The following is a 20,838-nucleotide window of genomic DNA, read 5'->3' as shown; positions in this document are numbered from 1 at the left end:
ACCGCGTATATCATAAGCAAACACTTATGAAATATTCGGAAAAATCCACCATGGCGAGACTCGACTGGTACATCCGCGCCAACCTCAAGCCGCGCCACCTGCAATTGCTGGTGGCGCTGGACGAACTGCGCAACCTGGGCAAAGTCGCGGCCAGCCTCAACATCACCCAGCCGGCGGTGTCGCTGGCGCTGTCCGAGCTGGAAAAGGGCCTGGGTTTCAAGCTGTTCGATCGGACCGCCCGCGGCGTGCAGCCCAACGTGTACGGCGAATGCCTGATCCGGCAAGCCCGCGTGATGCTCAACACCCTGGCCCAGACCCGCGACGAACTGCGCGCGCTGCTGTCCGGGGCATCCGGACGGGCCGCGCTGGGCGCCATGCCCGCCATGACCTCGGCGCTGGTGCCCCACGCGCTGGCCGCCCTCAAGCGCGTGTCGCCCACGACCACCGTGCATGTACAGGAGGGCTCGATGGATACGCTGCTGCCGCAGCTGCGGCGAGGGCACCTGGACGTGTTGGTCGGCCGCCTGTCCAGCTGGCCTTCGGCCGACTTCGAGGAAGCCCCCCTGTTCGAAGGATCCAGCATGGTCGTGGTGGGACGCCAGCACCCGCTGGCCGGTGCTTCGTCACTGCACTGGCGTGACCTGGCGCCCTACCCCTGGATCCTGCCGCCGGTGGCATCCCTGCCCAGGGAGCCGCTGGAAGCCGTGTTCCAGGAACACGACATCGCCATGCCCAGCGACTACATCGAAACCCTGTCGGTCCCCGTCATCGCCACCTACCTCCAGTCCACCCGGGCCGTCGGCCTCCTGTCCCGCGTGGCGGCCCGCCACTACAGCGACCTCGGCATGCTGGCCATCCTGCCCCTGGAACTCCCCGGCCTGCTGCGCCCCATCGGCCTGACCTGGAGCAAGCAGCGCGCCCTGTCTCCCGCCAGCGAACGCCTGATGCGCTGCCTGCGGGAGGTCTCCGCCGAGTTTGGGCCCCCCCCTACGCCCTTCGGGCGCCCCCCAGGGGGCGATGCGGGTGGACCGGCGGAGCCGGATCCACCGCATCCTGGGCCTGCGTAGGGGTGTCTGGGTGCGGGGCACCGCTTGCTTGCTTTGATCCAGGGCACCGCGGATCCGGCTTTGCCGGTCCGCTGGTGCCGCCCCCTCGGGGGCGCGCGTAGCGTGTAGGGGGGAGACCTCTCCCCTTCTAGTCCAGCGGTCCGGGAGCCGGGAGGGTGACCACTTTGGAGAACGGTTCGACCGGCTGCTTGCCGGGGCCGTGGGTCAGGAAGTTGTTGGGGTTGACCGCCACGCCGCCCAGCCGCACCTCGAAATGCAGGTGTGAACCGGTGGAGCGGCCGGTGCTGCCGACGACCGCGATGCGCTGGCCGCGCTTGACCAGGTCGCCCGCCTTGACCAGAAGCCGCGAGGCGTGGGCATAGCGGGTGACGAGATCGTTGCCATGGTCGATGTCTACCATGTAGCCGTAGCCGGCATGGAACTCTGCCACCTGCACGACGCCGCCCGCCGCGGCCACGATGGGGGTACCCGACGGCGCGGAGAAATCCACCCCCTCGTGCAAGGAACGCGTGCCGGTGAAGGGATCGACCCGCCAACCGAACGAGGAGCCGTTGTATCCCTGGGTGACGGGCATGACGGTGGGCGTCATGGCCTTGCGCACCGACAGGGTCGTCAACTGCGCGTCCAGGACGCTGAGGTAATCGGAGCGTTCGGCCAGTTGGGCTTCGAGATGATCGAGTTCGGAGCTGACGTCCTGGGGCGACATGGGCTGCGGCGACACCAGCAGTCCGCCGCGGCCCGGCACCCCCTTGGCGGAGAAGGCCGGCGACACGCCCGCCAGGCCGGCGACGCGCTCGCCCAGCGCGTCGAGTTGCATCAGCTTTGCCTGCATTTCGCCGACGCGCTTGGCAAGCAGGGTGATGTTCTCGCGCAGCACCGCCTCCTGGCGGGCTTCCTCGCGGCTACGCTCGGACTGGCCGGAGCCGCCCCAGGGCCAGGCGATGCCGGAAGCGGCGAAATTCAACAGTACGGCGCCCAGGATCAAGGCGGCACCGATTGCGGCGATCATCCCCGCCGCGAAACGGGGAGTGATGGTCAGCGTCCTCGCCTCGGACAGGCGTGGATGCACTATGATGATCTGCACGGAACGTGACTCCTGGCGTGAAAGACGCGCCTTGCTCGGCGCCCCGTATCCTCTTGAATGCCCCCGAGATCCCAGGGAGTTCGTGATCGAAACTTTTCGTACCCGGCCAGCCGCGACCGTCCGGAAACGGCGCAAGCCGCAGACCCATGCCGATCCCGCGCAGTACACCGCCACCTTGGCGTGCCTGGGGCGTGACGGCAAGGGCGCCAGCTTGCTGGGCACCGCCCGCCGCCTGCTGGACCTGGAACGCCAGGTCTGCGCTGCCCTGCCCGCGCCATTTGGCACATCCTGCCACGTGCTGCGCTTCGAGGATGGCCACTTGACGCTGGGCGTACCGGCCGCGGCCCACTCGGCCAAACTGCGCCAGTTGGCCCCTCGGCTGGTGGCCGCCTTGGAAAAGCAAGGGTGGCAGGTTAACGGAATCGCCGTCCGCGTTCAAGCAACGCTTACCCGCCTGGAAGAGACCGAATTGTCCCGCCCCGCCCCTCGCGCCCCGACCCGCCAGGCCACCGAGCTGGGCACCCGGGCCCTGGCCGAACTAAAAAAGAGGTTACCCCCCCCTACGCGCTAACGCGCGCCCCCCAGGGGGCGATGCGGGTGGACCGGCCAAGCCGGATCCACCGCATCCTGGGTCTAGTACGGTCATCTTGGGTTGTGGCAGGAGGCTTCGCTGGCTGCCAGCGGTAGCAACGGTGTGGCGTGTCAAGAAACGGGTACCAGACCCAGGAAACCGCGGATCTGGCTTTGCCAGTCCGCCGGTTTCGCCCCCTGGGGGGCGCCCGTTAGGGCGTAGGGGGGGTCACACAGTCACCCAGTCCTCGCGGAAGGCTTGCGGGGCGACCGACTTGGATTCGAAGGTGGCCAGTTCCCAGGCGGCGCGGCGCTCGAGCAGGGCGCGCACGAGCTGGTTGTTCATGCCGTGGCCCGACTTGTGGGCCACGTAGCGGGCGATCAGGGGTCTGCCCACCAGGTACAGGTCGCCGATGGCGTCCAGGATCTTGTGCTTGACGAACTCGTCGTCGTAGCGGAGCCCGTCGCTGTTCAGGACGCGGAACTCGTCCATCACGATCGCGTTGTCCAGGCTGCCCCCGCGCGCCAGGCCAGCGGCGCGGAGGTTTTCCACGTCCTGCATGAAACCGAAGGTGCGGGCGCGGGCGATTTCCTTGATGTAGGAATGCTTGGCGAAGTCGATCTCGGCGAAATTCGACGTGGCGTCGATGGCCGGATGGTGGAAATCGATGGAGAAGGCCAGCGAGAAGCCATCATAGGGCTCGAGCCGGGCCCATTTGGCGGAGGCGCCTTCGCCTTCGCGCACTTCGACCGGCTCCAGCACCCGGATGAATTCCTTGGCGGCACCCTGTTCCTCGATGCCCGCCGATTGCAGCAGGAACACGAAAGTGCCCGCGCTGCCATCCATGATGGGCACTTCCTCGGCCGTCAGGTCCACGTGCAGGTTGTCGATGCCCAGGCCCGCGCAGGCGGACATCAGATGTTCGACGGTGGAGACCCGCACGTCGCCCTTCTGCAGCACCGACGCCATGCGCGTGTCGCCGACGGCCATCGCGGAAGCGGGCAGGTCGACGGTCTCGGGCAGGTCGATGCGGTGGAAGACGATGCCGGTATTGGGCGCCGCCGGGCGCAGCGTGATCTCGACGCGCCGCCCGGAATGCAGACCGACTCCGGTGGTTCGAGTGACGCTTTTTATTGTGCGCTGGCAAAGCATGGCGGCGAGGAATCCGGGTTAATACTATATTGTAACGTTTCCGTGTTAGAGCGGACGGACCGCCACAGGTTCCGATACGGCCGCGCATACTGCCGCGGCCGTGCCGGAAACGGAATTACAGCTGCTTGAGCAGGGTTTCCGCGTCGCTGATTTCGTACTTGCCGGGAGCCTCGACGTTCAGCACCTTGATGGCGCCGTCGTCCAGCAGCATGGAATAGCGCTGCGAACGCACGCCCATGCCGCGCTCGGTCAAATCGAATTCCAGGCCCAGCGCCTTGGTCCACTTGGCGGAGCCGTCGGCCAGCATGCGGACTTTGCCCTGGCTGCCCTGGTCCTTGGCCCAGGCCCCCATCACGAACGCGTCGTTGGTGGCCACGCACCAGATCTCGTCCACGCCCTTGGCCTTCAGGGCATCATGGTTCTGCAGGTAGCTGGGCACGTGCTTGGCCGAGCAGGTGGGCGTGAACGCGCCCGGCACGGCGAACACGGCAATCTTCTTGCCCTTGACCAGGTCAGCGACCTGGAACGCGTTGGGGCCGAGCGAGCAGCCCTCGGTCTCCACGGCGATGAACTCGGTCAGGGTGCCGTCAGGGACGCGATCGCCAACTTTAATAGTCATGGAAGACTCCTAAAAAAAATGTCCCCCCTACGCGCTGACGCGCGCCCCCCAGGGGGCGAAACCAGCGGACTGGCAAAGCCAGATCCGCGGTTTCCTGGGTCTAGTCGGGACTGGTTGGGTTGTACCGCCGGTGCTAACGCAGGCAGCCTGCGAAGCAACAGCGCCAGGGCCTCACGATACAGGAACTAGACCCAGGATGCGGTGGATCCGGCTTTGCCGGTCCACTCGCATCGCCCCTTGGGGGAACCCGGTGCCGGGCCGCCCCAAGGCGGGTCCCCGCCCCCTAGGGGGGCTGCCGCGTAGCGGCTGGGGGCCCCCCTATTCGGGGCGCGCGTCAGCGCGTAGGGGGGAGTTGTATCAGTCCGCCTGCTTGCGGAGGAATGCGGGGATGTCCAGGTGTTCCATGCCCGAGCTTTCCAGCGCCTGCACGCGCATCGACGCATCCCGCGGGTTGCGGAAGACCGTGGGCGTGTCGTAGTCGTGGTAGTTGGTGCCACCCGCCTGCGCGTTGTAGGCCGGGACGTTGTCCGTGCCCGTGCGCAGTTGCTGCATGGTGTTCTGCACCAGTTGCGGCTTGGCCTTGGAGCGGCCCAGGCCGGTTGCCACGACGGTGACGCGCAGGTCTTCGCCCATCGCATCGTCGTACGACACGCCGAAGATCACGGTGGCGTCTTCCGCGGCGTAGCTGCGGATGGTGTCCATGATCTCGCGGGTCTCGCGCATCTTCAGCGAACGGCTGGCGGTGATGTTGACCAGTACGCCGCGGGCGCCGTTCAGGTCGATGCCTTCCAGCAGCGGGCACGCGATGGCGTGCTCGGACGCCACGCGGGCGCGGTCCACGCCGCTCGCGATGCCGGTGCCCATCATGGCCTTGCCCTGCTCGCTCATGATGGTCTTGACGTCTTCGAAGTCGACGTTGACGTTGCCGTCCACGTTGATGATCTCGGCGATGCCGGCGCAAGCATTGTGCAGGATGTCGTCGGCGGACTTGAAGCAGTCTTCCTGCGTGGCGTCGTCGCCCAGCAGTTCGTACAGGTTCTCGTTCAACACGACGATCAGCGAATGCACGTGCTGCGTCAGGGCGTCGATGCCTTCCTCGGCCATGCGCATGCGCTTGCTCCCTTCGAAGTTGAAGGGCTTGGTCACCACGGCCACGGTCAGGATGCCGAGCTCCTTGGCGACTTCGGCCACGACGGGACCGGCACCGGTACCGGTGCCGCCGCCCATGCCGGCGGTGATGAACACCATGTTGGCGCCCTGCAGCGCGTCGCGGATCTCTTCGCGGGCGGTCTCGGCGGCGGCGCGGCCCTGTTCGGGCTTGGCGCCGGCGCCCAGGCCGCTGCGGCCCAGGCGGATCTGCACCGGCGCATTGGTATGCGACAGCGCCTGCATGTCGGTGTTGGCGCAGATGAAGTCCACGCCCTGCACGCCGCGACGGATCATGTGAGCAACGGCGTTGCCGCCGGCGCCGCCCACACCCACCACCTTGATGACCGTGCCACGGGTATCGGTGTCTAGCATTTCGAATTTCATAATGACCTCCGGGGGTTCTGGCGGATAAGTGGCGGCTGGGAAATGTGAAATGTGAAATGTGATCGGGCCGGAATCGACCATCTGACTGACCCCGCCTTGGGATCGCGCTTCACGTTTCACCTTCCCCGGTCACGCACCTCCTCGACTCATATAAAAAAACAGGATTGAACGGACTACTGGATACTCTGGACTGGAACTGCTCCGGCCGGCTTGCGTCGACCGGTACTGACCTGCAACTGCATAGGCTCAAAGAACGGGCACTGCTTCATCGGACTGCGAAGGACTGCACGATTCGGGCAACGTATGCGACGGGGGATCGCTTCAAAAATTCCCCAGGAACCACTCTTTCATACGAGAGAAAACCTGTGTGACATTTCCGGTCTGCTGCGCCACCTTGCGGCCGCGCACGCGCTGCAGCCGGGCCTCGGCCAAAAGGCCCATCACGGTCGAGAAGCGCGGGCTGCGGACCACGTCCGCCAGGCTGCCGGTGTACTCGGGCACGCCCAGGCGCACGGGCTTCAGGAAAATGTCCTCGGCCAGCTCCACCACGCCAGGCATCTGCGAGGTGCCGCCGGTCAGCACGATGCCCGACGACAGCAGCTCGTCATAGCCCGACTCGCGGATCACCTGCTGCACGAAAGTGAACAACTCCTCGACGCGCGGCTCGATCACGGCGCCCAGCGCCTGGCGCGACAGTTGGCGCGGCCCGCGGTCGCCCAGGCCGGGCACTTCGATGCGCTCGTCGGGGCTGGCCAGGACCTGCTTGGCCACGCCGTAGCGCAGCTTGATTTCCTCGGCATCGGGCGTGGGCGTGCGCAGTGCCGCGGCGACGTCGCCGGTGATCTGGTCGCCGGCGATGGGGATGACCGCGGTGTGGCGGATCGCGCCGCCGGTGAAGATGGCGATATCGGTCGTGCCGCCGCCGATGTCCACCAGGGCCACGCCCAACTCCTTTTCATCCGGCGTCAGGCAGGCCAGGCTCGAGGCGAGCGGCTGCAGGATCAGGTCCTGTACTTCCAGGCCGCAGCGGCGCACGCACTTGACGATGTTCTGGGCCGCGCTGACCGCGCCGGTCACGATGTGCACCCGCACTTCCAGGCGGATCCCGCTCATGCCGATGGGCTCGCGGATGTCCTCCTGGCCGTCGACGATGAACTCCTGCGTCAGCACGTGCAGCACCTGCTGGTCGGTCGGGATGTTGATGGCCTTGGCGGTCTCGATGACGCGCGCCACGTCGGTGGCGGTGACTTCCTTGTCCTTGATCGCCACCATGCCGCTGGAATTGAAGCTGCGGATGTGGCTGCCGGCGATACCCGTGAATACGTCCCGGATCTTGCAGTCGGCCATGAGCTCGGCCTCCTCCAGCGCGCGCTGGATGGAGTTGACCGTGGTCTCGATGTTGACGACCACGCCCTTGCGCATGCCGCGCGACTCATGCTGCCCGAGACCGAGCACTTCGAAGCGCCCTTCAGGCAGCATCTCGGCCACGACCGCCACCACCTTGCTGGTGCCGATGTCGAGGGCAACGATCAGATCCTTGGTTTCACGAGTCATGGTCTTTTCTGGTTAGGTTGCATGGTTGATGCAGGTTTCCTTGGATTCGGTTTGGCGCTGGCCGGCGGCCGGGCGGTGGTGACCGCGAAGCCGTTCGGATAGCGCAGGTCCGCATGCTCCAGCTTGCCGATGCGCGATTCGATCACCGGAATCGCCTGCACGAAACGCTGCACGCGGGATTCCAGCGAGGCGGTATCCGTGCCGGGCGAGGTGGTCGGCTCGCGCCCCAGGTCGATGATCGCGCCGTTGGACAGCTCCACCTGCCAGGCATAGCGGGGCGTCAGCACCACCCGCAGCGGATCGAGCCTGACCGGCGCGAACCAGCGCATCAGTTCGGCGTAGCGCTGGGCCACCAGCTTCTCCGACCCTTCGGGGCCGCCGAAGATCGGCAGTTGATGATCGTCCTCGGCCTCGCCCAGATTGGCGGTGAACGATTCGCCGTAGGTATTGAGCAAGCGGTTCTCGTTCCACAGCCCCAGCGGCTGGTGTTCCTGTATGGTCACGACCAGTGAATTGGGCCATTGCCTGCGCAGCGACGCCTGCCGCACCCAGGGCACCGTCTCGAACACCTGCCGCATCTGCTCCAGGTTGGCGGTGAAGAAATTGCCCGCCAGCCGGCCGGAGATGGCCGGATGCACGCTGGCCGGCGTCACGTGCTGGAGCGAGCCGTCCTCGGCTTCGATCCATATCGTCTGCAGCGCGAACACCGGTCGCTGCGCCAGCCACAGCAGCGCGCACGCCGTCAGTACCAGCGCCGCGGCGAGGTACAAGGTGTTGGCGATAAGGTTCAGGGTACGGGAGTCGTTCCACACAGAGCGTCCGATTCAATCTCTTACGAAGACCGGCTCGAGACCTTGCAGCGGGCATCCTTCAGGATTTCCACACACAGGGTTTCGTAGCTCATGCCGTCGGCGGCGGCCGCCATGGGCACCAGGGAATGGCCGGTCATGCCGGGCGAAGTATTGACCTCCAGCAAGTAGGGTTGGTTGTCGGCGTCCAACATGACGTCCACCCGGCCCCACCCTTCACAGCCCAGGACGCGATACGCGGCCTCGCTGATGTCCTGGACACGCTGCGTGACCGCGGGCGGCAGTTGCGCCGGACACAGATAGCGGGTGTCGTCGGTGAAATACTTGTGCTCGTAGTCGTAGTTGCCGTCGGGCGCCACGATCTCGACCACCGGCAGTGCCCGCGCGGCGGCGCCGGTGCCCAGGATCGCCACGGTCAGTTCGCGGCCCTGGATGAAAGACTCGGCCAGCACATGCTCGTCGTACTCGGCCGCCAGATCGTAGGCCACGCGCATGCCGGCGGGATCGTCGACCTTGGTCACGCCTATGGTGGACCCTTCGTGGGGCGGCTTGACGATCAGCGGCAGGCCCAGGCGAGCGGCCACCCTGGCCAGGTCGGAATGGCGGTCCAGGCTCTCGAAGCGCGGCGTGGGCAGGCCCTCGTCGACCCAGATGCGCTTGGTCATGGTCTTGTCCATGGCCAGCGCGGAGGCCAGCGGCCCGCTGCCGGTATAAGGCACGCGCAGCAGTTCCAGCGCGCCCTGGATCGTGCCGTCCTCGCCATAGCGGCCATGCAGGGCGATGAACACGCGGTCAAAGCGCTCCTCGGCCAGCTCGGCCAGCGAACGCACGCCGGTGTCGAACAGGTGCGCCTCGACGCCGGCGCTGCGCAGGGCCCGGTGCACGCCGGTGCCCGACATGATGGACACGTCGCGCTCGGCGGACTTGCCGCCGTACAACACCCCGACCTTGCCGAATTGCGCACTCATTGCTGTGTCCCTACGTGATCCGATGCCGGAGCGAACAGCGCTCCCATCCTTGCCGGCATGCTTCCGATGGAGCCGGCGCCCATTGCGATGACGACATCGCCGTCGCGCGCAAAATCCGCGATGGCCTGCGGCATGTCGGCGATGTCCTCGACGAACACCGGCTCGACCTTGCCGGCCACGCGCACGGCGCGCGCCAGCGAGCGGCCATCCGCCGCCACGATGGGCGGTTCGCCGGCGGCATAGACCTCGGCCAGCAGCAGGGCATCGGCGGTACCCAGCACTTTGACGAAATCCTCGAAGCAATCCCGTGTGCGTGTGTAACGATGGGGCTGGAACGCCAGCACGATGCGCTGGCGCGGATAGGCGCCGCGCGCCGCCGCCAGCGTGGCGGCCATTTCCACGGGGTGGTGGCCGTAGTCGTCGATCAGCGTGAAACTGCCGCCGCCGTGCTCGGCCTTCACCGGGAACACGCCCGCCTGCGTGAAACGGCGGTTGACCCCCTTGAACGCCGCCAGGGCCTCGCGTATGGCATCGTCCGACACACCCAGCTCGGTCGCCACCGCGATGGTCGCCAGCGCGTTGCGCACGTTGTGCTCGCCGGGCAGGTTCAAGGTGATGTCGAGCGGGGGCAGTTCGACCTGGCGGTCCCGCCGCCTGACGGTAAAGCACATACGGGGACCGTCCGCCTGGACGTCGGTCGCCCGCACCTGGGCATCGGCGGCGAATCCATAGGTGGTCACCGGCCGCGACACGAAGGGCAGGATCTCGCGCACGTTGGCGTCGTCGATGCACAACACCGCGGTGCCGTAGAACGGCATCCGCTGCGTGAACTCGACGAATGCGCTCTTGAGCCGCGCGAAATCGTGGCCGTAGGTATCCATGTGGTCGGCGTCGATATTGGTGATCACCGACATGACGGGCAGCAGGTTCAGGAACGAAGCATCCGACTCGTCGGCCTCCACCACGATGAACTCGCCCTGCCCCAGCTTGGCATTGGCGCCCGCCGAATTCAGGCGGCCGCCGATGACGAAGGTCGGATCCAGGCCGCCCGCCGCCAGCACGCTGGCGATCAGGCTGGTCGTGGTGGTCTTGCCGTGCGTGCCCGCCACCGCGATGCCGCGCTTCAGGCGCATCAGCTCGGCCAGCATGACGGCGCGCGGCACGACCGGGATGCGCTTGTTGCGCGCGGCGATCACTTCCGGGTTGTTTCCCGCCACCGCGGTTGACGTGACGATGGCGTCCACGCCTTCGACGTTGTCGGCGCTATGGCCCTGGGTGATGTGCGCGCCCAGCTCCGCCAGCCGGCGGGTGGTGGCGCTGTCGGCCAGGTCGGAGCCACTGATGCGGTAGCCGAGGTTCAACAGCACCTCGGCGATCCCGCTCATGCCGGAGCCGCCTATGCCAACGAAATGGATGTGTCGGATTCGATGTCTCATGATGTGTCAGCGTCGCGCCGCCGCCTCGCAAATGTCGGCGATCCGCTCGGTGGCGAGCGGATGCGCCAGCGCTCGCGCGCGGGTCGCGGTTTCGGCCAGTTCGGCCCGGGTGCGTTGCCGCAGCCAGTCGGCCAGCCACTCGGCCGTCAGGGCCGATTGCGGCTGCAGCCATCCGGCCTGCGCATCGCTCAGATACTTGGCATTGGTGGTCTGGTGATCGTCCACCGCGTGGGGGAACGGCACGAACAGGGCCGCCACGCCCGCCGCGCTGACCTCGGCCACCGTCATCGCGCCGGAACGGCAGATGACCAGGTCGGCGTCGGCATAGGCGGACGCCATGTCGGCGATGAACGCGCGGCAGTCGGCGTCCACTCCCGCCCGGGCATACGCCGCGCGCAGTTCCTCGATGTGTTTTTCGCCCGCCTGGTGCAACACCTTCGGGCGCGTGTCCGGCCCCAGCATCGCCAGGGCCGCCGGAACGGTGCTGTTGAGCGCCTGCGCGCCCAGGCTGCCGCCCACCACCAGGAGGCGCAGCGGACCGGCGTGGCCGGCGAAACGCTCGGCGGGCGGCGCCACGGCCGCCACCTCGGGCCGGACGGGGTTGCCCGTCAGTTCCCCGGGCAAGGCACCGGGGAACGCGGTCAACACCCTGCTCGCCCAGCGCGCCAGCACGCGATTGGTCATGCCGGCCACGGAATTCTGTTCGTGCACCACCAGCGGCGTACCGCGCAGGCGCGCCATCAGTCCGCCGGGCAGCGCGACGTAGCCGCCCATGCCGAGCACCACGTCGGGACGGTGGCGGCGCAGCGCCGACAGCGCCTGGGACGCGGCCCGGACCAGCGTGAACGGCAGTTTGAGCAGCGTGGCCGGGCCCTTGCCGCGCACGCCGGAGAAGCGCACGGGTGCCATCGGGATGCCGTGGGGCGGGACGAGCCGGCCCTCCATGGAGTCCGGATTGCCCATCCAGACCACGTTCCAGCCGCGCGCGCGCAGCGCGCCGGCGACGGCCAGCCCAGGCATGATGTGCCCGCCGGTGCCGCCGGCCATCACCATCAGCGTGCGCGGCGCGTTCATAGCCGCCCTCCACGCATCAGGATGCGGTTCTCGTAGTCCACCCGCATCAACACGGCCAGCGCCGCCATGTTGGCGATGATGCCCGAGCCGCCGAAGCTCATGAAAGGCAGCGTCAGGCCCTTGGTCGGCAGGAGGCCCAGGTTCACGCCCATGTTGATCAGCGCCTGCACGCCTATCCACAGCACCACGCCCTTGGCCACGAGCCCGCTGAACACCCGGTCCATGGCGATGGCCTGGCGGCCGATCTCGAAGCCCCGGCGCACGATCACGAAGAACAGCGTGATCACCACCAGCACGCCCACGAAGCCCAGTTCCTCGCCGATCACGGCCAACAGGAAATCGGTGTGCGCCTCCGGCAGGTAGTGCAGCTTTTCCACGCTGGCGCCCAGCCCCACGCCGAACCATTCGCCGCGGCCGAAGGCGATGAGCGAATGCGACAACTGGTAGGCCTTGCCGAGCGCATTGACCTCGGTCCAGGGATCCAGGTAGGCGAACAGGCGCTCGCGCCGCCAGGGCGCGGCCCAGATCAGCAGCAGGAAGGTCGACACCAGCACCGCGGTCAGGCCGCCGAACAGCTTGCCGTTGATGCCGCCCAGGAACAGGATGCCCATCGAGATGGCGACGATGACCACGAAGGCGCCCAGGTCGGGTTCGAGCAGCAACAGCAGGCCGGTGGCGGCCATCGCGCAGGCCATGGGCAGGAAGCCGCGCACGAAATTCTGCATGTAGGCCTGCTTGCGCACGGTGTAGTCGGCGGCGTAGATCAGCACGGCCAGCTTCATCAGCTCCGAGGGCTGGAAGTTGACGAAGCCCAGCGGCAGCCAGCGGTGCGAGCCGTTCACTTCCTTGCCTATGCCGGGAATCAGCACGGCCACCAGCAGGAACAGCGCCACGCCGAACACGGGCATCGAGAATTTCTGCCACACGTCCATGCGGATCGTGAACGTGGCCGCGGCCACCACCACCCCCAGCGTCAGGTACAGCGCATGGCGGACCAGGAAATAATAGTTGCCGTAGTTGGCGAACTTGGGCGAGTCGGACAACGTGACCGACGCGGAGTACACCATGACCAGCCCGATCAGCAGCAGCGACAGGGCCGAAGTGACGAGCGCCGCATCGTAGTTCAGCATCCGCGTGCGGCTGGGCCGTACGGCGTTGACGCTACCGGTCAGTTCGGCGAACAGGCTCATCGGGTCACACCTCCCCCCGGTCGGCCGCGAGCGTCTGCACGGCATCGACGAACTGGTCGGCGCGGTGCTTGTAGTCGCGGAACATGTCGAAGCTGGCGCAGGCCGGCGACAGCAGCACGGCATCGCCCGGCTGCGCCAGGTCCAGGGCCGCGCGCACGGCGGCGTCCAGGTCCTGTCCGGCGGCCAGCGGCACGCCGGTGTCCTTCAGCGCGTCGGCGATCAGCGGCCCGTCGCGGCCGATCAGGACCACGGCGCGCGCATGCAAGGCCACGGCACGGGCCAACGGCGAGAAATCCTGCCCCTTGCCCACGCCGCCGGCGATCAGCACGCTGCGCTGTCCCAGGCCCTCCAGCGCGGCGACGGTCGCGCCCACGTTGGTGCCCTTGCTGTCGTCGATGAAGTCCACGCCGGCGATGCCGCGCACGAACTCCACCCGATGCGGCTCGCCCCGGTACTCGCGCACGGCGCGCAGCAGCGGCGCCCAGGGCAGCCCCAGGCTGCGCGCCAGCAGCAGCGCCGCCTGGACGTTCAGGGCGTTGTGCAGGCCCCGGATCAGCAGCGCATCGACCGGCATCAGGCGATTCACCCGCCCGTCGGGACGGGTCACGACCTCGCCCTTCTTGCGCTTGGGCGGCGGCGCGTCGAAATCCTCGGCCGCCGCCTCGGCCAGCCAGGCCACGCCGTGGCTGTGGTCCAGCCCCAGGTCGCCCGTGGCCACCGGCGCCTCGCGTCCGAAGCTGCGCACGTGCTCGCCGTCCAGCCGCTCGACCATGGCCGCCACCTGGGCATCGTCGCGATTGACGACGGCCACCGACGACGACGCCAGCAGCCGGGCCTTGGCGGCGCCATACGCGCGCATGTCGCCGTGCCAGTCCAGGTGGTCCTGGCTCAGGTTCAGCACCGCGCCCGCGTCGGGCCGCAGGCTGTGCGTGGTTTCCAGCTGGAAGCTGGACAGCTCCAGCACCCAGACGTCCGGCAGGCGGTCCTCGTCCAGCGCGGCGATCAGCGCGGTCAGCGCGGCCGGGCTGATGTTGCCCGCCACGGCCACCGAACGGCCGGCGGCCTCGACCAGGTGTCCCGTCAGCGCGCACACGGTCGTCTTGCCGTTGGTGCCGGTCACCGCCAGCACGCGCGGCGCGTACGACCGGGTGGCGGCCAGCCCGGCCAGGGCCAGCGCGAACAGCTCGATCTCGCCGATGACCGGAATCCCGCGCTCGCGCGCGGCGCCGACCAGCTCGCCCGCGGGCGCCGCGTGCGGCGGCAGGCCCGGACTGATGACGACGCGCTCGACGCCCTCGAGCAGGGCGGGATCGAAGACACGCGCGCCGCCGCTGTCCCGCATGGCCTCCGCGCCCAGCCGGAATTCGGCGTGCGGCGCCGCTTCCCGCAGGGCCTGCAGGCCCGCCGGCTCGGCGCGCGAGTCGGCCACGCGCAGGCCCCCGCCCGCCCGCGCGCACCAGCGCACGGCGGCCGCGCCCGACTCGCCCAGGCCCAGGACCAGGGTGAACGGCGCTTGCGCTGCGGTTTCAACGGGGGTTTGCATGTTCAGCGATTCGTCCTGCACGGTTCAACGCAACTTCAACGTCGCCAGTCCGATCAGCACCAGCATCATGGTGATGATCCAGAACCGGACGACGACCTGGGTTTCCTTCCAGCCGCTGACCTCGAAGTGATGGTGCAGCGGCGCCATCTTGAATATCCGCCGGCCCTGGCCGTAGCGTTTCTTGGTGTACTTGAACCAGCTCACCTGCAGGATGACCGACAACGTCTCGACCACGAACACGCCGCCCATGATGAACAGCACGATCTCCTGCCGCACGATCACCGCCATGGTGCCCAGCGCGCCCCCCAGCGCCAGCGCGCCGACGTCGCCCATGAAGACCTGGGCCGGATAGGCGTTGAACCACAGGAAGGCCAGGCCCGCGCCGCCCAGCGCCGCGCAGATCACCATCAGCTCCGAGGCGCCCGGGATGTAGGGGAACAACAGGTACTTGGAATAGTCGACGCGGCCCACGACGTAGGCGAAGACCCCCAGCGCCGTGCCCACCAGCACCGTGGGCATGATGGCCAGCCCGTCCAGCCCGTCGGTCAGGTTGACCGCGTTGCTGCTGCCCACGATCACCGCCCACGTCAGGGCGATGAAACCGATCACGCCCAGCGGGTAGCTCACGCTCTTGAAGAAGGGCACGATCAGGTCGGCGCGCGCCGGCAGGTGGTAGCCGAAGCCGCCCGAGATCCAGTCGACGAACAGCGACCAGGTGCCACCGGCGTCCGGCGCCGAAATGGCGAAGGCCAGGTAGACCGAGGCGACCAGCCCGATCAGCGTCTGCCAGAAGAATTTCTCGCGCGCGGGCATGCCTTCCGGATCCCGGCGCACGACCTTGCGGTAGTCGTCCGACCAGCCTATCCAGCCAAAGCCGAAGGTGACCAGCAGCACGACCCAGACGAAACGGTTGCTCCAGTCGGCCCACAGCAGCGTCGACACGCCGATGGAAATCAGGATCAGCGCGCCGCCCATGGTGGGCGTGCCGCTCTTGATCAGATGGGTTTCCGGACCATAGGTACGGACGGCCTGGCCGATCTTGAGCGCGGTGAGCTTGCGTATCACCCAGGGACCCGCCATCAGGCCGATCAGCAGAGACGTCGCGCACGCGAGCACCGCGCGCAGCGTGATGTAGCTGAACACCGAGAAAGCCCGGTAGTCCTCGGACAGCCACTGGGCCAGTTCAAGCAGCATGCTTATTACCAATAGAAGAATGATCCGACGGGGGCCCGGCCTGCAACGCCTGCACCACCCGCTCCATACGCATGAAGCGCGAGCCCTTCACCAAGACCGACGCGGGGCGGATCGCCATCACGGCGGACGCCACCAGCTCGACCGTACCGGCATGCGCCCCGCCGGCGCCGAACGCCCGGACGGAGTCGCGTGTCGCCTCGCCCAGCGCGAACAGCGCGTCGACCCCGCGCTCCCTGGCATAGGCGCCGACCTCGGCATGCATGGCCGGCCCCTGGTCGCCGACTTCGCCCATGTCCCCCAGCACCAGCGCCCGCGGCCGCGGCAGCGTGGCCAGTACGTCGATCGCGGCGCGCACCGAATCGGGATTGGCGTTGTAGGTATCGTCGATCAACAGGGCGCCGCCGGGCAGGCGGTGCCGCTGCATGCGGCCCTTGACCGGCGCGAATCCGGCCAGGCCGCGGGCGATGGTGTCCAGGTCCATGCCCGCCGCCAGCGCGCAGGCGGCGGCGGCCAGGGCATTGCGCACGTTGTGCACGCCGGCCGCGGCCAGCGCGACCTCGATCTGGCCATTCGGGGTCCGCAGCAGGAAACGGGTCTCGAAGGCATCGAGCCGCACGTCCAGGGCCATGACCTCGACCTCGCCCGACAGGCCGAAGCGCAGGCAGCGGCGCGTGCCGGCCAGTTCGGTCCAGACCGGCGTATAGGGATCGTCGCCGGGGAACACCGCCACGCCATCGGCCGCCAGGGCCGAGATGACGGCGCCGTTCTCGCGCGCGACGGCCTCCACGGTGTGCATGAACTCCTGGTGCTCGCGCTGGGCGTTGTTGACCAGCGCCACGGTGGGCGCGGCGATCCGCGACAGCTCGGCGATCTCGCCCGGATGATTCATGCCCAGCTCGATGACGGCGCAGCGATGCGCGTCGCGCAGCCGCATCAGCGTGAGCGGCACGCCGATCTCGTTGTTCAGGTTGCCTTGCGTGGCCAGCCTGGCGTCGGCGCCGTGGCGCGCGGCGAAAATGGCGGCGATCATTTCCTTGGTGGTGGTCTTGCCGTTGCTGCCGGTCACCCCCACCAGCGGGATCGCGAACCGGCCGCGCCACGCGGCCGCCAGATCGCCCAGCGCGCGCCGGGTGTCGGCCACCACGACCTGCGGCATCCCGGCATCCTCGACGGGGCGCTGCACCACGGCCGCCACGGCGCCGGCCTCGTGCGCCGCGCGCACGTAGGCATGGCCGTCGAAGCGCTCGCCGCTCAGGGCGAAGAACAATTCACCGGCGGCCACGTTGCGCGAGTCGCTGCCGACATGGGAGAAGGCCACGCGATCGGCGCCGGGATCGCCGTGGACGACGCCGCGCATGGCCTGCGCCGCATCATCCACCGTCATCAATCCGCCGGAAACGGACTCGGCGCGATAGGCGGCCAGGACGGCCACGGCCCGCTCCACGTCCGAGAACGGATGACGAACGCCGTCTATTTCCTGGTAGGCCTCGTGGCCCTTGCCTGCGAGCAGGATCACGTCGTCCGCGCGCGCCTGGAGGACCGCTTCCCGGATGGCGAGCGCGCGGTCGGCCTGGACCCGCACGGGGCAGCCCGCGGGCACGCCCGCGAGGATCTGGTCGATGATGGCCTGGGGCGGTTCGCTACGAGGGTTATCGCTGGTCACCACGACCAGATCGGCGTGGGAGCAGGCCACCTGGGCCATCTGCGGCCGCTTGCCGGGATCGCGATCACCGCCGCAGCCGAACACGCAAATCCGCCGGCCGCTGCGCGCCCGCGCCACCGGCACGAGGGCGTCGAGGGCGCGCGCCAGGGCGTCCGGGGTGTGGGCGTAGTCCACCACGACCAGCGGCCCGCCTTCGCCGGGCGCGCGGCCCGGCGCCGCCACCGCTTGCAGCCGGCCGACCGCCGCCTGGGCGGACGACAGGGCGGACGACACGCGCTGCACGCTCCATCCGAGTTCGAGCAGCACGCCCGCCATCGCGAGCAGGTTCGAAACGTTGTGCTCCCCAAGCAGCGGCGTGGCGATCTGCACCGCATGGGCCTGCCAGCTCAGGGTGAAAACCATCCCGCTGCCGGTCGCGTGCAGATCGGACGCGCGCAGCACCCGGGGCGCCGCATCGCCGGCCCCGGCCGGGTCCAGCGTGTAGGCGATCAGCGCCACGGCCCGGCCGCTGGCCTGGAGCGAGGCAAGCAGCCTCCGGCCGGCCATGTCGTCCTGGTTCACGACCGCCGCGGCCACGCCCTGCCACGCGAACAGCCTCGCCTTCTCGGCCTCGTAGGCCGCCATGTCCGCGTGATAGTCCAGATGATCGCGGGTCAGGTTGGTAAAAGCGGCGATATCGACGTGCAGCCCGTCCAGGCGTCCCTCGGCAATGCCGATCGACGACGCCTCGATCGCGACCGCCTCCACGCCGTCCCGGCGCATGTCGGCCAGCGCCCGGTGCAGGGCGACGGCATCGGGTGTGGTCAATCCGGTTGCCAGCGCGCGCGACCCGCCATCCGGGCCGGGGATCTGGATGCCCAGCGTGCCGATCACGCCGCAGGGCATGCCGCCGTCGGTCAGTGCCTGCGCGATCCATTGCGTGCACGACGTCTTGCCGTTGGTCCCGGTGACGGCGATCACCTTCATTTCGCGCGAGGGGTCGCCATACCAGCCGGACGCCACGACGCCCAGCGCGGCCTTCAGGCCCGCCGCGGGCAGCGCCGGAATGCTCCGCTCGGCCAGGTCGCGCGCCAGCGCGGCCGTGCGCTCCGCCGCGGTGTCCTCGAACACCACGGCGCTCGCCCCTCGCTCGAGCGCCTGGCCGATGAAATCGCAGCCGTCGCTGCGGGCGCCCACATAGGCCAGGAAGATGTCGCCCACCTGCACCGCCCGGGAATCCAGGCGCAAATGCGATCCTGGAGAAGCGTGCTTGCGCAGCCACGCCAGGATCGAGGAGGCGGGAGACGTCGCCATCGTCACAGGCTGTCCTCCAGCGGATGCTCGGGAATGACGAGCGACTTGAACGGCGCGTCAGGCTCGACGCCCAACATGCGCAGCGTCCCGCCGGTGATCTTGGAGAACACCGGCCCGGCCACCGCGCCGCCGTAGATGCTGCCCGCCGTGGGTTCGTCGATCATGACCGCCACGACGATGCGCGGATTCGACACCGGCGCGAAGCCGGAGAACGAGGCGACATACTTGGTGGCATAGGCGCCGTTGATGATCTTGCGCGCGGTGCCGGTCTTCCCGGCCACGCGATAGCCCATGACCTGCGCCTGCGACGCGGTGCCGCCCGGCCCCACCACCGCCTCGAGCATCTGGCGCATGGTGCGCGCGGTCTTCGAGGAATAGATGCGGGTGCCGGCGGGCGGGCGCTCGGTCTTCAGGAAGGTCAGGGGCACGGTGTCGCCGTCGCGCGCGAAGGCGGTATAGGCTTGCGCCATCTGCACCAGCGACACCGACAGGCCATAGCCGTAGGACATGGTCGCCTTCTCGATGGGCCTCCACTTTTCGTAGGGGCGCAGGCGTCCCGCCACCGCGCCGGGGAAATCGAGCTTGGGCGCCTGGCCCAGGCCGAGTTCCGTGTACTTCTCCCACATTTCCTTGTTTTCGATGCGCTGGGAGATCAGCGTCGTACCGATATTGCTCGACTTCTGGACCACCCCGGCCACGTCCAGCTTGCCATAGCCGTGGGTATCCGAGATGGTGCGCCCGTAGAAATTCATGCGGCCGCCGCCGGTGTCGACCACGGTCGAAGGCTGCACGCGGCCCAGGTCCAGCGCCAGCGCGATCGAGAACGGCTTGATCGTCGAACCCGGCTCGAAGGTGTCGGTCAGCGCGCGGTTGCGCAGACGGGCCCCGGTCAGGGTTTCGCGATGATTGGGGTTGTAGGTCGGCATGTTCGCCAGGGCGAGGATTTCCCCGCTGCGGGTGTCCACCACGATGGCGGCGCCCCCCTTGGCCTTGTGGCGCTCGACGGCTTCTTGCAACTGCGAAAACACTAGGTACTGCACCCGGGTATCGATGGACAGGGTCAGGTCGTGACCATTGGCGGGCGCGCGCACGGCCTGCACATCCTCGACCACCCTGCCCAGGCGGTCCTTGATGACACGGCGGCTGCCCGCGCGGCCAGCCAACTGCGAATTGTAGGCCAGCTCGATGCCTTCCTGCCCGCGATCCTCGACGTTGGTGAAACCCAGCACATGGCCGAGCACCTCGCCCTCGGGGTAGTAGCGCAACGTCTCGCGCTGCTGGTGGATGCCATCCAGGCCCAGCGCCGCCACTTTCTCGGCCACGTCCACCGGCACCTGCCGCTTCAGGTAGACGAAGGTCTTGTCTTCGTTGGCCAGCTTGCGCTGCAGGTCGCGCACCGGCGTCTCCAGCAACTTGGCCAGCTCGGCCAGCTTGCCCGGGGGCGCCTTGACGTCCTCGGGGATGGCCCAGACCGCGCGCGCCGGCACGCTGGATGCCACCACGACCCCGTTGCGGTCGGTGATCTTGCCGCGCGAGGCCGGCAGCACCAGCGTGCGGGCGTAGCGCGACTCGCCCTGCTTCTGCAGGAACTCGTTCGACAGGCCCTGCAGGTACAAGGCCCGGACGACCAGCGCCGTGAATCCGGCGAACAGCAGGAACAGCACGAAGCGCGACCGCCACGCGGGCAGCTTCAGGTTCAGGACGGGATTCTCGGACGAGAAACGGACGCGGCGCTTCATCGCGCACCTCCCGCTTTCGGCTTGGCCGGCAGGGGAACGCCCGGCGGACCATAGGGCAACAGGGCCGGACCGCTCTGCGCATCGCGCGATTGCGCGAGATAGATGGTGCGCGCGGGCGTGACCGGCTCCATCTTCAGTGTCGTGCGGGCCACGTTATCGATCAACGCGTGCTTGGCATGGTCGGTCTGCTCGAGCTGCAGCCGGCGCCAGTCGACATCGAGATCGCGCGCCACGGCCTGGACACGCTCCAGTTCGACGAACAGGCTGCGCGCCTTGTACTGGCTGCTGACCAGGGACAGTGCGCACCCCACAAGGGCCACCGTCAGGACGAAGAGCAGGCGACCCATTG

At 68.3% G+C, this 20,838-nt stretch carries 17 protein-coding genes; 2 read left to right on the top strand and 15 right to left on the bottom strand.

Going from position 1 to position 20,838, the window contains the following annotated elements:
- Nucleotides 1-50 precede the first annotated feature (50 nt).
- Entirely contained in the window at nt 51-1,067 is a 1,017-nt protein-coding gene (locus tag AC1Q6E_RS21260) for a LysR substrate-binding domain-containing protein (RefSeq protein ID WP_492573475.1), read from the top strand.
- Nucleotides 1,068-1,194: 127 nt separating this feature from the next.
- Here the strand turns inward: AC1Q6E_RS21260 and AC1Q6E_RS21255 are convergent, their stop codons facing one another.
- Nucleotides 1,195-2,151 carry a M23 family metallopeptidase gene (locus AC1Q6E_RS21255; protein WP_296556898.1) on the bottom strand — a complete coding sequence of 319 codons (957 nt, stop codon included), beginning with the start codon at nt 2,149-2,151 and terminating at the stop codon, nt 1,195-1,197.
- Nucleotides 2,152-2,233: 82 nt separating this feature from the next.
- Here AC1Q6E_RS21255 and AC1Q6E_RS21250 point away from each other — a divergent pair, with 82 nt between their 5' ends.
- A complete protein-coding gene (locus AC1Q6E_RS21250) occupies nt 2,234-2,722 on the top strand; it encodes a DciA family protein (protein ID WP_492573474.1) in 489 nt (162 codons plus the stop codon).
- 228 nt (nt 2,723-2,950) lie between these two features.
- Here the strand turns inward: AC1Q6E_RS21250 and lpxC are convergent, their stop codons facing one another.
- The 14 genes from lpxC to ftsL form a co-directional block, all read right to left on the bottom strand.
- Nucleotides 2,951-3,874, bottom strand: coding sequence for a UDP-3-O-acyl-N-acetylglucosamine deacetylase (lpxC, locus tag AC1Q6E_RS21245; protein WP_492573473.1), 924 nt, complete (start codon nt 3,872-3,874; stop codon nt 2,951-2,953).
- 115 nt (nt 3,875-3,989) lie between these two features.
- Entirely contained in the window at nt 3,990-4,493 is a 504-nt protein-coding gene (locus AC1Q6E_RS21240; RefSeq protein ID WP_152798472.1) for a peroxiredoxin, read from the bottom strand.
- A gap of 357 nt (nt 4,494-4,850) precedes the next feature.
- Nucleotides 4,851-6,029, bottom strand: coding sequence for a cell division protein FtsZ (ftsZ, locus tag AC1Q6E_RS21235; protein WP_296556945.1), 1,179 nt, complete (start codon nt 6,027-6,029; stop codon nt 4,851-4,853).
- 318 nt (nt 6,030-6,347) lie between these two features.
- Nucleotides 6,348-7,580 carry a cell division protein FtsA gene (gene ftsA, locus AC1Q6E_RS21230; protein WP_087841729.1) on the bottom strand — a complete coding sequence of 411 codons (1,233 nt, stop codon included), beginning with the start codon at nt 7,578-7,580 and terminating at the stop codon, nt 6,348-6,350.
- On the bottom strand, nt 7,577-8,392 hold the full coding sequence (locus tag AC1Q6E_RS21225; protein WP_492573472.1) for a cell division protein FtsQ/DivIB: 816 nt from the start codon (nt 8,390-8,392) through the stop codon (nt 7,577-7,579). The genes ftsA and AC1Q6E_RS21225 overlap by 4 nt, the downstream gene beginning before the upstream one ends.
- A 20-nt stretch (nt 8,393-8,412) precedes the next feature.
- A complete protein-coding gene (locus AC1Q6E_RS21220; RefSeq protein WP_152798470.1) occupies nt 8,413-9,357 on the bottom strand; it encodes a D-alanine--D-alanine ligase in 945 nt (314 codons plus the stop codon).
- The gene (murC, locus tag AC1Q6E_RS21215; RefSeq protein WP_152798469.1) at nt 9,354-10,793 is read right to left on the bottom strand and encodes a UDP-N-acetylmuramate--L-alanine ligase; all 1,440 of its coding nucleotides are present in this window, start codon (nt 10,791-10,793) and stop codon (nt 9,354-9,356) included. The genes AC1Q6E_RS21220 and murC overlap by 4 nt, the downstream gene beginning before the upstream one ends.
- 6 nt (nt 10,794-10,799) lie before the next feature.
- Nucleotides 10,800-11,867, bottom strand: a complete 1,068-nt coding sequence (gene murG, locus AC1Q6E_RS21210) for an undecaprenyldiphospho-muramoylpentapeptide beta-N-acetylglucosaminyltransferase (RefSeq protein ID WP_492573471.1) — start codon at nt 11,865-11,867, stop codon at nt 10,800-10,802.
- Nucleotides 11,864-13,057 (bottom strand): putative lipid II flippase FtsW, encoded by a 1,194-nt coding sequence (gene ftsW / locus AC1Q6E_RS21205; protein WP_152798467.1) that lies wholly within the window; start codon nt 13,055-13,057, stop codon nt 11,864-11,866. Before ftsW ends, murG begins: the two co-directional genes overlap by 4 nt.
- A gap of 4 nt (nt 13,058-13,061) precedes the next feature.
- On the bottom strand, nt 13,062-14,600 hold the full coding sequence (gene murD / locus AC1Q6E_RS21200) for a UDP-N-acetylmuramoyl-L-alanine--D-glutamate ligase (protein WP_492573470.1): 1,539 nt from the start codon (nt 14,598-14,600) through the stop codon (nt 13,062-13,064).
- 24 nt (nt 14,601-14,624) lie between these two features.
- Nucleotides 14,625-15,794: a phospho-N-acetylmuramoyl-pentapeptide-transferase gene (gene mraY / locus AC1Q6E_RS21195; RefSeq protein WP_130362003.1), complete on the bottom strand. Its 1,170-nt coding sequence runs from the start codon at nt 15,792-15,794 to the stop codon at nt 14,625-14,627.
- On the bottom strand, nt 15,784-18,750 hold the full coding sequence (murF, locus tag AC1Q6E_RS21190; protein ID WP_492573469.1) for a bifunctional UDP-N-acetylmuramoyl-L-alanyl-D-glutamate--2,6-diaminopimelate ligase MurE/UDP-N-acetylmuramoyl-tripeptide--D-alanyl-D-alanine ligase MurF: 2,967 nt from the start codon (nt 18,748-18,750) through the stop codon (nt 15,784-15,786). The genes mraY and murF overlap by 11 nt, the downstream gene beginning before the upstream one ends.
- Before the next feature lie 2 nt (nt 18,751-18,752).
- Nucleotides 18,753-20,489, bottom strand: coding sequence for a peptidoglycan D,D-transpeptidase FtsI family protein (locus AC1Q6E_RS21185; protein WP_152798464.1), 1,737 nt, complete (start codon nt 20,487-20,489; stop codon nt 18,753-18,755).
- A complete protein-coding gene (gene ftsL / locus AC1Q6E_RS21180) occupies nt 20,486-20,836 on the bottom strand; it encodes a cell division protein FtsL (protein WP_152798463.1) in 351 nt (116 codons plus the stop codon). Before ftsL ends, AC1Q6E_RS21185 begins: the two co-directional genes overlap by 4 nt.
- Between the last annotated feature and the right edge of the window lie 2 nt (nt 20,837-20,838).

The organism is Pigmentiphaga sp. MLSB6-MA01 (assembly GCF_058793475.1).
This window is presented reverse-complemented; position numbering and strand designations above follow the sequence as displayed.

Excerpts from the sequence above, each read along its gene's own strand:
- mraY (WP_130362003.1), bottom strand. The coding sequence starts at position 15,794 with ATGCTGCTTGAACTGGCCCAGTGGCTGTCCGAGGACTACCGGGCTTTC.
- AC1Q6E_RS21240 (WP_152798472.1), bottom strand. The coding sequence starts at position 4,493 with ATGACTATTAAAGTTGGCGATCGCGTCCCTGACGGCACCCTGACCGAG.
- ftsL (WP_152798463.1), bottom strand. The coding sequence starts at position 20,836 with ATGGGTCGCCTGCTCTTCGTCCTGACGGTGGCCCTTGTGGGGTGCGCA.
- murG (WP_492573471.1), bottom strand. The coding sequence starts at position 11,867 with ATGAACGCGCCGCGCACGCTGATGGTGATGGCCGGCGGCACCGGCGGG.
- AC1Q6E_RS21185 (WP_152798464.1), bottom strand. The coding sequence starts at position 20,489 with ATGAAGCGCCGCGTCCGTTTCTCGTCCGAGAATCCCGTCCTGAACCTG.
- murD (WP_492573470.1), bottom strand. The coding sequence starts at position 14,600 with ATGCAAACCCCCGTTGAAACCGCAGCGCAAGCGCCGTTCACCCTGGTC.
- lpxC (WP_492573473.1), bottom strand. The coding sequence starts at position 3,874 with ATGCTTTGCCAGCGCACAATAAAAAGCGTCACTCGAACCACCGGAGTC.
- ftsA (WP_087841729.1), bottom strand. The coding sequence starts at position 7,580 with ATGACTCGTGAAACCAAGGATCTGATCGTTGCCCTCGACATCGGCACC.
- murF (WP_492573469.1), bottom strand. The coding sequence starts at position 18,750 with ATGGCGACGTCTCCCGCCTCCTCGATCCTGGCGTGGCTGCGCAAGCAC.
- ftsW (WP_152798467.1), bottom strand. The coding sequence starts at position 13,057 with ATGAGCCTGTTCGCCGAACTGACCGGTAGCGTCAACGCCGTACGGCCC.
- AC1Q6E_RS21220 (WP_152798470.1), bottom strand. The coding sequence starts at position 9,357 with ATGAGTGCGCAATTCGGCAAGGTCGGGGTGTTGTACGGCGGCAAGTCC.
- AC1Q6E_RS21260 (WP_492573475.1), top strand. The coding sequence starts at position 51 with ATGGCGAGACTCGACTGGTACATCCGCGCCAACCTCAAGCCGCGCCAC.
- murC (WP_152798469.1), bottom strand. The coding sequence starts at position 10,793 with ATGAGACATCGAATCCGACACATCCATTTCGTTGGCATAGGCGGCTCC.